Origin of the sequence: Silvimonas sp., assembly GCF_031291215.1 — a bacterium.
Lineage (GTDB): Bacteria > Pseudomonadota > Gammaproteobacteria > Burkholderiales > Chitinibacteraceae > Silvimonas > Silvimonas soli.
The window spans coordinates 15,269-29,383 of the sequence record NZ_JARLJK010000119.1 but is presented as its reverse complement, the minus strand read 5'-3'; the positions used below and the strand labels follow the sequence as shown (position 1 = coordinate 29,383).

Sequence of the window (14,115 nt, the reverse complement as noted above, 5' to 3'; positions counted from 1 at the left end):
CATTGGCGATTGTTTTATGTTTGATGGCTAACGCCCAAGCACCAGCATGCGGAAAGTCCCCTCTTGCGCCACCGGACGGGCGCCAGGTCCGCCAGCTGATGCTGCCGGGTCTTGTGGCTTGAAACTGGCGGTAGGCAAATATAGTTTGTGCAGCAGTGTGTCTGCCGCAATGGTACGAGCGCCAGGCGCTGTCTTGATGGTTGCCACAGTCGCAAACTGGTTGGGCGCGGTTTGTGCCACCACGCTGACCGTGCCATCGCGACCATTGGCGCTTATGGCGTAGCCATCCAGTAACGCTACCCCGTCCGCGCCACGACCAATCGGTGCTTGCCCCAGCACCTTGCCAGTCACCGGATCGCTAATCACCATCACGCCATTGCCGCATACCGAATACAGGTGTCCGCTGGTTTCATCACGCGCCAGACCGGTTGGACTGTCGCAGGGGCTAATCGAGTAGCGCTGCACCAGCGCGCCCTTGCGTATATCCAGCACGGCGACTTCATTGGTGTCTTCGATATTGAAAAACACCAGTCCGTGATTGTTGGTTTGCGCGAATTCCGGCTTGCCCCCGACGGCAATTGCGGGCTGCACCAGCTCCCCGGTTTTTGCATTCACAATGCTGATATCTTGCGATTTGCCATTGAAGGTCACCACACGCTGGGTCGCGGCGTCATACACGATGGCATCCGGATTACTTCCCACCTTGATCCGCCGTCCGGGTTGCAGGGTTTCCAGTGCAAACTCGCCAATCTCGTTGTCGGCACCATTGCTGGTAAAGCCCAATCCCAGATCATGCGCAATAGCGATGCCGTGCACGCCATGGGTAGCCGCGATCACGCCCTGGAGCTTGCCGGTACGGGTATCGATCACATCGGTCTGAGTGCCGTTCGCCACAAACAGGCGCTGGCTGGCGGCATCATATTGCAGGTAATCCCACCTGACCGGCCCATCAATGGCAATCTGCGCGGTGACTTTATAGTCAGGCGCGGCCAGCGCCACGGCGGTGGCCAATAGCATGCTCAGCAACAATCCCGTTTTCATTCCCGACAGTCTCCTGGTGTAATGACGAAACACACACTCTTGGCTCGGTGCGTAATGCGCGCAGCATAACAGGCGTAGCCCGACATCGACGGATGCGCCATTCATCGCCTCAACCCCCATTCAGCGCTTTCATTCAGACAGGCTTATATGCAGTATGCATACATGCAGTTTGCATATGAGGTGTGTCATGGCTCTGCCCGTTGAAAACTTGCTGGGTGTGCTCGCCTTGCATGTCATGGATGAAATCCACGATCAGCCCATGCCTGCCTCACTAAGCGGGCTGACCACGCGGGCGGCGCTAAATGCAATTCATATCTATCCAGGCTGTTCAATTGAAACCCTGCGCGAGGTGCTGGACTTGTGTCACCCTGCGGCGGTGCGGGCGGTAGCCGGATTGGTTACCGCCGGCCTGGTCAGCAAAGACCCCGGGCGTGACAAACGCACTGTGGCGCTCAACCTGACCGAGGGCGGCTTGCTTGAACTGGAGCGAGTCATGGCGGCGCGTGATGCCATGCTGAAACGCGTGGTCGGACGCCTGGATAACTCCGAGCAAATCCAGCTGGAAGTATTGCTGGTCAAAATGCTGTGGCACGAAACCCGCGCCAGCCCGCACTCCATGCGCCTGTGCCGGTTATGCGACGATGGCCCTTGTCTGGAGGCAGGCTGCCCGGTGGAAAATCGCGCCACTGGCTTGCCCATGCCGATTCATCAGGTGACAACGTGACCGCCTCTTCCCGACTTCCGTGGCACACCATCAGTGCGCTAACGCTGGTGTCTTCATTTGCGCAGATCGGCCAGTTCGGCTTTGGCTTTATGGTGTTGCCACTGTGGCTGGCTCAGCATGGGCTGGATGCACCCCGCGCCGGTCTGTTCGCCGCCATGCAATGGACCGGCATGCTGGTCGGGCTGATAGGCACGCCTGGTCTGGCCGCACGCTTTGGAGCCCGTTTGGCGGTTGGCGCGGGTTTGCTGATCAGTGTTGCGGGCTTCGCCATCATGCCTTGGGAGCAATGGCCATTATGGTTACTGGCCGCGTTTTTGATTGGTGCGGGCTTGGGCGTGCGCTGGATTGCCAATGAATCCTGGCTGTATCGCCTGGTGCCGTCCGCCTACAGTGGCCGCGTGGTTGGTACGCACGAAACCCTGATTGCGCTGGCCGAAATCATCGCGCCGTCGTTTGCCGTGTGGCTGGGTATCGCGGGCGATATGCCGTTTATTGCGGGTGGGCTGTTTACCTTGAGCGCGGTCATTCCATTACTGTTTGCCCGGGGCGACAGCCACGACCCGGCACATCATGCGCACTCACCCGCACCGGCCACCAGCGCCAGCTGCTTTAGTCCGGTGATCAAACTGGGCATGGCCACCGCCGTGGTCGGTGGGCTATGCGCGGGTGCGTTCTATGGTTTGTTCCCGTTGTTTACCAGTGGCCGTGGAATATCCAGTACCGATTCGGCGAGTCTGCTGGCGTTGTTTGGCTTGGGCGCAGCCTTGTGCCAGATGCCCATAGGCTGGCTGGCCGATCGCATCGGGCTGGCCGGAACCGTGTTGATCAGCAGCGTGGCTGCCGCGGTCTCCAGCCTGTTGCTACTACTCAGTTGGTCTCCCGCACTGGCAGCCGGTGCTTTCTTGCTGGGCGGCGTCACCGCAGCGTTTCTGACGCTGGCGGTCTACGCCGCCGCCAGCAGCCCGGTCAGCGCCATGGGCCGCAACATGCGCCTGATCACCGTGACCTACACCGGCAGCTCCATCCTCGGCCCGCTTGGCGCCGGTACCGGCATGAACCTGTGGGGTGGCGATGCCTTGTTGTGGCAGGAGATCGGGCTGGTGCTGCTGCTCGGCGCGGTGGCACTAGCGATGTTGCGGGTGGCGCGGACTGCCGCGTCTCAAATTTGACATAGCCCGCGCAGGCTCAGCGCCTCGATAACATTGTTTGGGCTCGCAATCTGGCGTGTTGCGGCCTACCCAATCCGTAAATCGATGCCCTCAGTCCCTTTTTACGTCCTGTTTCGCAGGCACGGTTCATACATCTTTTTGCCAGATCCGCAGCTACATTTGCAAAGGATTAAATGGCCGTCAATCGTAAGCAAGTGCGTACGTTTTCGCTGGTCATGACTAGCTGGACAATAAGTCCACGCAAGTGCGGCCTTTCTTTTATTTTGTGGAAAACTTACAAAGTTTGAGCTAAAACCAGCAAAACTGCTAGATATATCAGTTTACAACTTACGCAACATACTGCTAAACACTTACCCAACAGTAGCATAAAAAATACAGTCCCCTGCTATTTGGGAGGCTGATTTGTCAAACAATGACTCGCTCAGGTAGTAATTAAGAAAACAATGATATTTGAAATTGATGCCTTGTTCCGGGTAGCGCATTTAAGCGTTTAACTACTCGATTGGCCTGTTTCTCAGATATTTGATCCGGCCTTGGTCATGCTCGCCCCACATCGGGACGATCCGCAGCACATCGTCGATCCATCGTCTGTGTATAAAAACTGTTCTGGGAGGAGTCCCCATGTTTAACCGGCAGAGCAAAGAACTGGCATTGCAGCAGGACCAGAAAATCAAGTTGCAAGACGCTTTCCTGACAGCCCTGGACCGGTCCATGGCGGTGATCGAATTCACGCCGGATGGCACCATTCTCTGCGCCAATGACAATTTCCTGAAAACCACGGGTTACGAGCGATCCGACCTGGTCGGCAAGCATCATCGGGTGCTGTGCGAGCCGGGTTACGCGAGCAAACCGGAATACGCCGACTTCTGGCGACAACTGGCGGCGGGCAAGTTTTCTTCCGGGCGCTTCAAACGGGTTCGCCGCGATGGGCAACCGATCTGGCTGGAAGCCACTTACAACCCGATCTTTGACGACCAGCACCGGGTCATCAAAGTGGTGAAGTTTGCCCAGGACATTACCAGCCAGATCTCGGCGCAAGAGAGCCAGCGCAATATGCTCAGCGCCATTGATCGTTCGATGGCCTCCATCGAATTCAATCTGGATGGCACCATCATTACCGCCAACGATAACTTTCTGCACGCCACGGGTTATCGGCTGGATGAAATCAAAGGCCAGCATCACCGCCTGTTCTGTGATCCGGATTACCGCAACAGCGTGGAATATGCCGAGTTCTGGCGTACGCTCAATCGCGGCCAGTTTGTATCTGGCCAATTCAAGCGCATGTCCAGGAATGGCAACGTATTGTGGATGGAAGCCACCTACAACCCGATTTTCGATACCGAAGGCAAACCGTACAAAATCATCAAGTTTGCCAACGACATTACCGAACGCGTGCTGCAGCAAGAAGCCGATGCCCAGAATGCGCGCCACGCCTATCAGATTTCTGAAGAAACCGACGCGGTGTCTGAGCAAGGCAAGCAGGTGATCCAGCATGCGGCGCAAGAAATGCACGGCATTGCCAACACGGTGCAAAGCGCGTCAAAGCTGATCGAGGAACTGGGCGTTAAATCCAGCCACATCAGCAGCATCGTCAATACCATTAAAGAAATTGCCGACCAGACCAATCTGCTGGCTCTGAATGCCGCCATTGAAGCCGCCCGCGCGGGCGAGCAAGGGCGTGGTTTTGCGGTGGTGGCGGATGAAGTACGCAAGCTGGCCGAACGCACCGGCGTATCAACCACCGAGATTGCCGGGATGACCAGTAAAATCCAGGAAGGCACCCGCTCGGCCATTCTGAGTATGGAAGCCTGTGTAAACCAGGCCAACGATGGCGTGACGCTGGCCAATCAGGCAGGCGATGCCATTATTCGCATCAGCGAAAGCTCCAAGCAGGTGGTACGCGTGATCCGCGAGTTTTCGTCGGTGAAGACTGCAAAAATCTGACGGGCTATCTAACAGATATACATGGCGGATATACAAAGAGGCATCCACGGATGCCTCTTTTGCTGTCTGCCTGCAATGCCCGCTGCAATCACCCGCGTTGCGCCATTTCGCTCCCGGCGTCATGCGGCAACTTGCGCGTGACCGGAATCGACAGGATCGAGAACAATCCGATCACCAGAAATGCGGGCCAGAAGTCAGACTCCTGAATATGCGTGTGCCCTTGCAGATGATTGGATAACTGCAGTGCCATCCCCGCCACAATCACCCCCAGCCCCAGCGACAACTGCTGCACCACGCTGGCCAGACTAGTGGCGCGGCCGGCGTCTTCACTGCGGATATCGGCATAGACAATCGAGTTCAGGCAGGTGAACTGCAGCGACGGGAAGAACCCGCCCAGTGCCACCACCGCCAGCATCACCATGATCGAGGTGTGGCTGTTAAACAGGCCGAAGGGAGCCAGCGCCAGGCCGGCCAGCAGCGCATTGACCATCAACACCTGGCGAAAGCCCCAGCGCTTGAGCACACGCGGCCCCAGGCTTTTCATGAATAGCGCGCCAAAGGCCGAAGCGCAGGTAATCGCGCCGGATTGAAAAGCATTCATGCCCATGCCTTCCTGCAGTGCCAGCGGCAGCAAAAACGGCACCGAGCCCAAACCAATCCGGAACAGGGAACCACCCAGCACGCTGGCGCGAAAAGTGGGTATCTGCAAAAAGCGTGGGTCAAGCAACGGATGCTCCGCGTGCAACGCTTGCCGAAAGTACAGCCACAGCACGATCACGCCAACCAGCGTCATGCCGATAGCCCATTCCACCGGCACCAGATGGCTACCCAGCAGCGCCAGACCCAACATGGTGAACGAACTACCCAGCGCAGACACGATGAAGCCACGGACATCCAGCGGCTCCGGCGAAGCCTCACGCGTGTTGCTGATAAAGCGTCCTGCCAGATACAGACCCAGCAAGCTGACCGGGATGTTCACGAGAAAAATCCAGCGCCAGTGAAAATACGTGGTGATAAATCCACCCAATGGCGGCCCGATCACCGGCCCGAACAATGCGGGCATGGTCAGATAGCCAATGGCTTTAACCAGATCGGCACGCGGTATCGCCCGGAAGATGATGATGCGCCCGACCGGCACCATCATCGCCCCGCCCATACCTTGCAAAAAACGTGCGCCAACAAAGGCTTCCAGCGAACTGGAGACCGCACACAGCAAGGAGCCGAGCATGAAAATGCCAATGGCAGAACGGAACACAGTGCGCGCGCCAAAGCGGTCGGCCACCCAGCCACATACCGGAATAAACACACCCAAGCCGACGACATACGCGGTGAGTGCCAGTTTCAAGGTAATGGGGCTTTGTCCAAGGTCGCGGGCCAGTACCGGCAGCGAGGTGGAGATCACTGTGGCGTCCATGTTTTCCATGAACAAGGCACAGGCGACGATAAGCGGAATAATGAAGGGACGATGCATGACCAAAGCCGGAGACACCACCGATCAAGTGGTACGGCATTGTAGCGATTGGTCTGATATGTCAGGGTAACAGGCTGTAAGTTTGCACAGGGATACAGCTAACGGCTGGCCGGACAATGTCAGCTTTGCAGTTCGGCCTCGAACCAGGCTTCAAGCCCGCCCGCCAGCGGCAAAGCACGGGTCCAGCCCATGCCGCGTAATTGCTGGGCAGCGGCCACGGCCGAGACATCATTGGGACAGCTGCAGTACAGCACCACATCCCGGTCTTGCAGCAGAATCGACGTGGCGGTGTCGATCTCTTTCAGGCCGATCAGATAGGCGCCAGGAATCACTCGCGGGTCCAGCGAACGCCCTTCCACCGAGCGTACATCGATGATTACCGGATCGGTACCGGCAGCAATGGCTGCCTTCAATTGCGCCACCGAAATGCGCGGCATTTCTTCCGACAATTCTGCTGCGTGACGGCGTTTGATCACCCGGGCGATGAGATAAACCACCACCAGTGCCGCCAGCGACCAGATGGCGCCTTCACCCAGTTGTTCCAGCACAGCCAAGACCAGATCAAGCTGATTGCTGAACAGGGCACCCAGCCCGAGAAACACGACCGCCCAGAAAATAGAGGCCGCCACATTCCAGCGCAAAAACGCCGGTAATGACCAACCCAACGCGCCCGCCAGTGGCGGAGCTACAGCGGAAATCCCCGGTACGAACTTGGCCGCAAACAGCGACAAGCCCCCCCATTTCACAAACAGGGTTTCGCTTTGCCGCACGCACACGTCGGCCGACAAAGACACTTTACAGATCACGCCCAACACGCGCCGACCCAGACGGCGCCCGGCCATAAACCAGACCAGATCACCCAGCGCGCCACCCACGGTCGCGGCCAGCAGCAAACCCAATGCCATTTCACCAGACGCAGTTGCCAATGCGCCCACCATCACCAACAGCGGCGCAGCGGGCAGCGGCAAGCCCGCCCGCGAAATCAGCGTCACCAGAAAAGTCAGCGGTAATGCGTACTGCTGGGTCCAGCCCAGCAAAAAATGGATGTTCATTGGGTCACAGGGTGAGATTCATGCACAGACCAGCTATCGCGGTGGTTTATGCATCGATCATACGATTTTCCACTATTTACTGAGACATTTGTGGGCGGGCTGTGCGAACGCAAGATCATGCGCCGACTACTGGCTGGTCTGAAAGACCGCCGGTCATCCGCAATGCAGCAATTGGCCGGGTATGGCCGGGCAGGAGAAGGTCACAAACTGAAGAGCGTTGGCCTGGTTGGCCCGGGGAGACCGGAAAGACCGTCGTGTTCGAGCACACGACGGTCATCCAGATTATCAGTTATCGAATGCGCCACAGCTTGGGCGGGCTAACCAGTTCACTGCAGACCATCTGACGATGTTTGCAGAAGGTATTTGAAATCGCGGCGACCCCAGCCAAGGCGATCAAAGGCGAAATGAAGTGGCCAAAGTCACCGTTTGCCGCAGCCAACCGTAACACCGCGCGGGCAGGCGGATGGCCTTGATTTTGTTCCACAGCACCAGACTCTGGGACTTGGGCTCCTGAAAGCCAATGCAGCGCAGCTCCGTGCCGCCCACCGCATACAAGGTGGACCACCCCTCTTCCTGCATGGTGTAGAAGTCTCCCGACTTCAGATAACGCGGCACTTGATATACCTCTTCCGCCAGCCAGCGTGGCGCTTCGGCCAGATGCAGATGCCCGGATAACACATGCACTGCCATGCCTGGGCGACTATGAAACTGGAAAGTCTGGCCATTGAGCATTTCGATAGTCAGAAAAGATTCGGGAAGGCGCGACATGCTGGCAATCTCCTGCGGTGGGATATGCCATACAGATTAAGGAATAGCACCGCCGCCCCACAGGTACACACGCTGATTTTGCGCAACGAAACAAGACCAGAACAGTGCATCTGTTTCGATGCAGATCAGGAAAATCTGTATCTGTTATGCCTCCGGCGTGCACCGCAGAATGGGGCATGGACCAATTGCCTATCTACCGCCAGCTCGCCAGCCACTACCGTCAGGCCATTGAAACCGGCACCTTGCGCCCCGGTGATCGTATGCCTTCAGTGCGCGCATTGATGGAACGGCATGACATCAGTCTCTCTACCGCGTTGCAAACCTGCCGCCACCTGGAAAGCCAGGGCTTGCTGGAAGCGCGGCCACGTTCTGGCTACTTTGTCTGCCATCGCTCCCGCAGTGCGCTGGCCAAGGTGCCCGATCCGATAGTGGCCCTGCCTGATACCGCGCAATACGTCGGCATCAACGAGAAAGTCTCGGCGATTCTGGCGCAGGCCATGAGCAGCAAAGTGCAGATCAACCTGGGCGTGGCGTGCGGCGCGCCGGAGTTATACCCAAACGAGGCATTGCGACAAGCTGCGGTACGGGTATTGCGCCAGCAACCGGAACTGTTCGGTAGAGCCGTGCCACGCAACGGTCACAGCACCCTGCGCAGCGTGCTTGCCCGGCGTGCCATGGGGGCGCGCATGAATCTCACCGCCGATGACATCATCATCACCCACGGCTGTACCGAAGCGCTCAACCTGGCGCTGCGCGCCATTGCCCAACCGGGCGACATCATCGCCGTGGAATCCCCCACCTTTTACGGTGTGCTGCAGATACTGGAAAGCCTGGGCATGCGCGCGCTGGAAATCCCCACCAGCCCGGAGACCGGGATCTCGCTGGAGGCGCTGGAGCTGGCCGTGCAAACCTATGGCAGCATCAAAGCCGTGGTGGTGGTGCCGCATTTGCAAAACCCCTTGGGCGCGATCATGCCGGAAGCCCACAAAATACGGCTGGTCAACTGGTGCGAAACCAACAATATTGCGCTGATTGAAGACGACACTTATGCGCTGCTGGCCGATAACGACAGCACCATGCCGTCGCTCAAAAGCTGGGATCAAACCGGCAATGTGATCCATTGTGCGTCACTGCACAAAACACTGGCGCCAGGCATGCGCGTGGGCTGGATTACCGCAGGTAAATGGCGCAGCCGCGTGGAAATGCTCAAATACGCTCATTCCCGCCCCAATGAAGCGTTGTCACAACTGGCTGCCGCCAGTTTTCTGGGGTCGGGCGAGTTCGAGCGTCATTTGCGGCGCCTGCGCACCCATCTGCGTACGCAACGCCTGCAAGTCGCCCAAGCCGTCGCTGGGTACTTTCCCGAAGGCACCCGCCTGACCGTGCCGGAAGGCGGCTTTGGCCTGTGGGTAGAAATGCCCGAAAAACGCAACTCGCAAGCTGTGTTTGAGACAGCCCTTAAAGCAGGCATCCGTATTGCGCCGGGAGTGATGTTTTCCAACTCGCAGCGCTTCAATTCGTTTTTGCGGATCAGCTGCGGCACGCCGTATAACAGCGAGCTGGATCAGGCGATGCGCAAGTTAGGGGCCATTGTGGAGAAGTCGCCAGCAGGTTGAGCGGGGTTAGGCCCAGTTCTACGCCGCCAGCAACGCTTCCGCCACGCCCACCGGCGCATTCCGGATAACCACCTGCGGCGTGGCATGCCAATCCGCACATTTCTGGATGGCTTTGCGTATATCCGTCAGCAAGCGCCCGCTCACCCGCACTCCCTCTTCAAGATGCAACGATTTGATCTCGAAGATACCGCTGGTTCGGTGCGCTTTGGCATCCAGCCGCCCAACCAACTTGCCGCGATTGAGTATCGGCAGGCTGAAATAGCCATATTTGCGCTTGCGCTCCGGGGTGTAGCACTCGATGGTGTAGTCGAAACCGAACAAGGCCGAAGCCCGTTTTCGATCCCACACGACGGGGTCGAACGGCGATAACAACGTGGTCACGGTCGAGGCCAACTCGCCGCTTTGGGCGGCGTCGATTTGTTCGGCCAGTTCATGATGTATCCAGGTAGCGGCCTTCCAGCCTTCAACCTGCACCGGGATCAACTCCCCCGCATCAGTCAGCGCTTGCAGGTCCGCCAGATAGGACACTTTGGGCAGGCGGTAGTAATCGGCAACCCAATCCGCGCGCACCACGCCCAAGGCGCGACAACTACGGCGGATCAGTTCAACGTGCACGGTAGCCGAATCAGCCAGATCTCGGGCATCGTCCCAGTTTTTGAGTACGCGTTCAGCCAGGTCATACACGCGATGGAAGTTGCGACGCTCGCTGACCATCAATTCGCCCGTGGTGAACAAGACTTCCAGGTGGCGTTTTTCCGGCTTCCAGTCCCACCAGCCGCTGCCCGAGCCCTCGGCCCGCGAGAAATCGGCAGCCCGCACCGGGCCACTTTCGCGGATTCGCTGCAATAGTTGGTCGATGTCAGCCTGATATTGCTGGTGCCAGTTAGCAGCGTATTTCCAGCCCATGCCGGATGGATCGAGCATGCGATGGCGCATCAGGCCGTAGTCTTCAATCGGCAGAAAACATGCCTCGTGCGACCAGTACTCGAACAATTTGCCTTCGGCCAGCAGTTGTTCCAGCCAGGTGTTGTCGTATGCACCCAGCCGACTGAACAACACCAGATAAGGGCTGCGCGCCACCACGTGGATAGTGTCGATCTGCAATTGGGCCATGCGGCGGATGGCGTCCAGCATATCCGGCTTGTTGGCTTTGCGCCGGGGTGGCGTCAGTAAGCCTTGCGCGGATAAATGCAGGGTGCGGGCAGCAGCAAGCGAGATGGTTTTCACGATGGGCAAGCATCAAGACAAGAGAAGCCGATTCTACTCAATCTGCCCGAACGCACTTGGGCAATTACTCGAAGCCGCGGATTCCTGTGCCGGAAAATCCCGGCAGCTCCCAGCGAAAGTGAATCGCCAGCCAGCGAATAACGAAACCGATGGCCAAAGCGATGAGCGACGCCGTGCCAGCTTCGACATCCAGCACCTGTAGCCCCATATACAAACCACCGGCAATCAGCGAAATGCTGGCATACAACTCGCGTCGCAAAACCAGTGGAATCTCGTTGCACAGAATGTCGCGCAGCACGCCACCAAAGATGCCGGTGATCATACCGAACACCACAGCAACGGCGGGATGCACGTCGGCACCCAGCGCGATGTTGCAACCGATAATGGTAAATGCCACCAGCCCCAGTCCGTCGACCAGCAAAAACAGCATGCGCAAGCGATGGATATGCCGGGCCACGGCGGCGGTCAGTATCGCAGCCACTACGGTGAACAGCAGATATTCAGGGTTCGCCACCCAGCTGAGCGGGTAATGCCCCAACAGCATGTCGCGGATCGACCCACCGCCCAGCGCGGTGACTGTACCCACCAGGCACAGCCCGAATAAATCCATCCCGCGGCGCATGCCCATGATTGCGCCCGACATGGCTTCGGCGACAATCGCGACCAGATAAATGTAATGCAGCAGCATGGCTTCAACCGTCATTGGAAAACAACTTCAAAATAGTCTCACGTTCGGCTTCCTGTGCTGCATTATCGTTTTCAGCGGGTGCGGATGCCACATTGGCCGAGCCACCATTGTTCACAATCTGGCATTTGAACGGGCTGCGGATAAAGTCATGGTCATCCGCCACGCAAGTGCCCGTGGTGTATTCGCTGTACACAAAATCGTCGCCATCTTGTACCAGACCGGCTGGTGGATCTGTTTGCGGCACCGGCTCGCGCTGCGCCAGCGCGGTTTTCATGTAATCGATCCAGATTGGCAGCGACACCGTGCCACCGGTACGCCCACCCAAACTGCGCGGCTGGTCGTAGCCCACCCACACCACCGACACCAGATTGCCACCATATCCGGCAAACCAGGCATCGCGGGCGTTGTTGGAGGTGCCGGTTTTACCGGCCAGATCATCCCGCCCCAATACCTTGGCCGAGTGCGCGGTGCCGGTGCTGACCACGCCGCGCAGCATGCTGTCCATCAACCACGCGTTACGCGCTGAGACCACGCGTTTACCCGTAGCCTGTACCGGTGCGGCATACAGCACCTTGCCCAACCGGTCGTTCACGCTCTTGATCAGGCGCGATGGCACTTGAATGCCGCCGTTGGCAAATACCGCATAAGACGAAGCCATCTGCAATGGCGTTGCGCCACCAGCGCCCAGCGCCAGCGGCAGCGATGGCGGGTTGCGCGCAGCATCAAAGCCAAACTGCACCGCGTGTTGCTGCACAAACTGCGGCCCGGCGGCCTGCATCAGACTGACTGAAACCAGATTCTTGGAGCGTGCCAACCCGCGCCGAACGGTGATGAATCCTTCGTAATTGTTGCTGTAGTTCTTCGGCCGCCATGGTCGCGCCCCGGTTTCTTCTGCGGTCAGCAGACGCTGGGTGTCATCCACTTCGGTACCGGGGAAGTAGCCTTTTTCCAGCGCTGCCGAATAAATAAATGGCTTGAAGCTGGAACCCGGTTGCCGATACGCCTGCAGGGCGTGGTCATATTTGTTGCGGGCAAAATCAAAGCCGCCCACCAGCGCCAGGATGTCGCCGCTACGCGCATCCAGCGATACCAGCGCACCTTCCATTTCCGGTAAAGCCACCAGTTGCCAGCGTTCGTTGCCCAGATCATGGGCATAGACAATGGCCCCGCGATTGACCGCGTTGGCGGGCGTAAAGGTAATGCCGGTGGTGGCGATATCCAGCGGCGAACCATCGCGGCGCAGCGCCCGCAGCACGGTACCTTGGTGCCCGGTCACCAGCGTGGCAATAACATCGTCGCCGCTGTCGGGCACGCTGGATAACAGACTGCGCACGCTCTGGCCGTCCGGGCCATCGGCTGGCAGGTTCACTGTTTTGACCGGGCCGCGATAACCACGAGACGCTTGCAGATCAAGCAACCGGGATCGCATTGCAGCGTCGGCGCGGCGCTGATCCGCCATATTGATGGTGGTGTGGATATCCAGCCCCATGGCATAAACGTCATCGCCATAGCGTTCCAGCGCCCAGCGCCGGGCGGCTTCTACCGGGTAAGCGGCTTCGCGCAAAGCCGGGTTGTCCGGCGCCAGTTCCAATGGTTCTGCCAGCGCTTGCTGGTATTGCGGGTCAGTCAGATAACCCAGTTCGTGCATCCGTTTGAGGATGTATTGCTGGCGTACTTTGGCGCGCTCCGGGTTGGCCACCGGGTTGTAGGCCGATGGTGCTTTGGGCAGGCCCGCCAGCATGGCCGCTTCCGCCACGCTGATCTGGCTGATCGGCTTGCCAAAATAGATATTGGCCGCCGCCGCAAAACCGTATGCCCGCTCGCCCAGGTAAACCTGGTTCATGTACAGCTCCAGCAAACGGTCTTTGCCGTATTCCTGCTCCAGCTTGAAGGCCAGCAGCATCTCGGTCAGTTTGCGCTCGACGGTTTTTTCTCGCGTCAGATAGAAATTACGCGCCACCTGCATCGAGATCGTGCTGCCGCCCTGGCCATGCCGACCGGTCAGCACATTCGCCACTGCCGCCCGCGCCAGGCCAGAAAAATCCACCGCGCCGTGCTCGTAGAAACGCGCGTCTTCAATCGCCAGCAAGGCCTGCTGCATACGTTGCGGTATTTGCGCCAACGGCAATACGTCGCGTCGCTCCTGGCCGTATTCCGCCAGCAAGGTGCCATCGGTGGCGTAAATGCGCAGGGGTTGCGCTGGTTGATATGCCGCCAGTTCTTTAATTGATGGCAGTCCTTGCCAGGTGTGCCAGGCCCACCAGCCCAGCGCGCCTGCCCCAATCACACTCAGGCCAACAACAAAACCCAGTGCCAGCAGCACACCGCGCCAGAAACGGCGCAGCGATGACTTGGCAGGAGGAGTAGCGGGGGATTCAGTCATTGGTTTTCCATGAGGGTCGCAGCTTGCTGCGG

At 58.5% G+C, this 14,115-nt stretch carries 11 protein-coding genes; 4 read left to right on the top strand and 7 right to left on the bottom strand.

Translation table 11 applies throughout. The annotated features are described in order from the left end of the window. Window positions 1-27: 27 nt before the first annotated feature. Window positions 28-1,041, bottom strand: coding sequence for a hypothetical protein (locus P4L78_RS12520; protein WP_309328397.1), 1,014 nt, complete (start codon window positions 1,039-1,041; stop codon window positions 28-30). A 187-nt stretch (window positions 1,042-1,228) separates the two neighbouring features. Here P4L78_RS12520 and P4L78_RS12515 point away from each other — a divergent pair, with 187 nt between their 5' ends. From P4L78_RS12515 to P4L78_RS12505, 3 genes are all read left to right on the top strand, one after another. Beyond that, window positions 1,229-1,765 (top strand): MarR family transcriptional regulator, encoded by a 537-nt coding sequence (locus P4L78_RS12515; RefSeq protein ID WP_309328396.1) that lies wholly within the window; start codon window positions 1,229-1,231, stop codon window positions 1,763-1,765. Beyond that, window positions 1,762-2,934 (top strand): MFS transporter, encoded by a 1,173-nt coding sequence (locus P4L78_RS12510; RefSeq protein ID WP_309328394.1) that lies wholly within the window; start codon window positions 1,762-1,764, stop codon window positions 2,932-2,934. Before P4L78_RS12515 ends, P4L78_RS12510 begins: the two co-directional genes overlap by 4 nt. A gap of 621 nt (window positions 2,935-3,555) precedes the next feature. Continuing rightward, on the top strand, window positions 3,556-4,878 hold the full coding sequence (locus P4L78_RS12505) for a PAS domain-containing methyl-accepting chemotaxis protein (RefSeq protein ID WP_283150774.1): 1,323 nt from the start codon (window positions 3,556-3,558) through the stop codon (window positions 4,876-4,878). Between the two features lie 88 nt (window positions 4,879-4,966). Here P4L78_RS12505 and P4L78_RS12500 read toward each other — a convergent pair whose 3' ends face one another. The 3 genes from P4L78_RS12500 to P4L78_RS12490 form a co-directional block, all read right to left on the bottom strand. Continuing rightward, window positions 4,967-6,349, bottom strand: coding sequence for an MFS transporter (locus P4L78_RS12500; RefSeq protein ID WP_309328393.1), 1,383 nt, complete (start codon window positions 6,347-6,349; stop codon window positions 4,967-4,969). Between the two features lie 119 nt (window positions 6,350-6,468). Further along, the gene (locus tag P4L78_RS12495; protein ID WP_309328392.1) at window positions 6,469-7,401 is read right to left on the bottom strand and encodes a VTT domain-containing protein; all 933 of its coding nucleotides are present in this window, start codon (window positions 7,399-7,401) and stop codon (window positions 6,469-6,471) included. Between the two features lie 393 nt (window positions 7,402-7,794). Continuing rightward, a complete protein-coding gene (locus P4L78_RS12490; RefSeq protein ID WP_309328390.1) occupies window positions 7,795-8,169 on the bottom strand; it encodes a hypothetical protein in 375 nt (124 codons plus the stop codon). 176 nt (window positions 8,170-8,345) lie between these two features. Here P4L78_RS12490 and P4L78_RS12485 point away from each other — a divergent pair, with 176 nt between their 5' ends. Beyond that, the gene (locus tag P4L78_RS12485; RefSeq protein WP_283150778.1) at window positions 8,346-9,785 is read left to right on the top strand and encodes a PLP-dependent aminotransferase family protein; all 1,440 of its coding nucleotides are present in this window, start codon (window positions 8,346-8,348) and stop codon (window positions 9,783-9,785) included. Window positions 9,786-9,803: 18 nt separating this feature from the next. On the opposite strand, the gene P4L78_RS12480 is transcribed toward P4L78_RS12485, so the two are convergent. The 3 genes from P4L78_RS12480 to P4L78_RS12470 form a co-directional block, all read right to left on the bottom strand. Further along, the gene (locus P4L78_RS12480) at window positions 9,804-11,012 is read right to left on the bottom strand and encodes a winged helix-turn-helix domain-containing protein (RefSeq protein WP_283150779.1); all 1,209 of its coding nucleotides are present in this window, start codon (window positions 11,010-11,012) and stop codon (window positions 9,804-9,806) included. Window positions 11,013-11,076: 64 nt separating this feature from the next. Then, window positions 11,077-11,715 (bottom strand): trimeric intracellular cation channel family protein, encoded by a 639-nt coding sequence (locus tag P4L78_RS12475; protein WP_309328388.1) that lies wholly within the window; start codon window positions 11,713-11,715, stop codon window positions 11,077-11,079. Next, window positions 11,705-14,083: a PBP1A family penicillin-binding protein gene (locus P4L78_RS12470; protein WP_309328386.1), complete on the bottom strand. Its 2,379-nt coding sequence runs from the start codon at window positions 14,081-14,083 to the stop codon at window positions 11,705-11,707. The genes P4L78_RS12475 and P4L78_RS12470 overlap by 11 nt, the downstream gene beginning before the upstream one ends. Window positions 14,084-14,115: the final 32 nt, after the last annotated feature.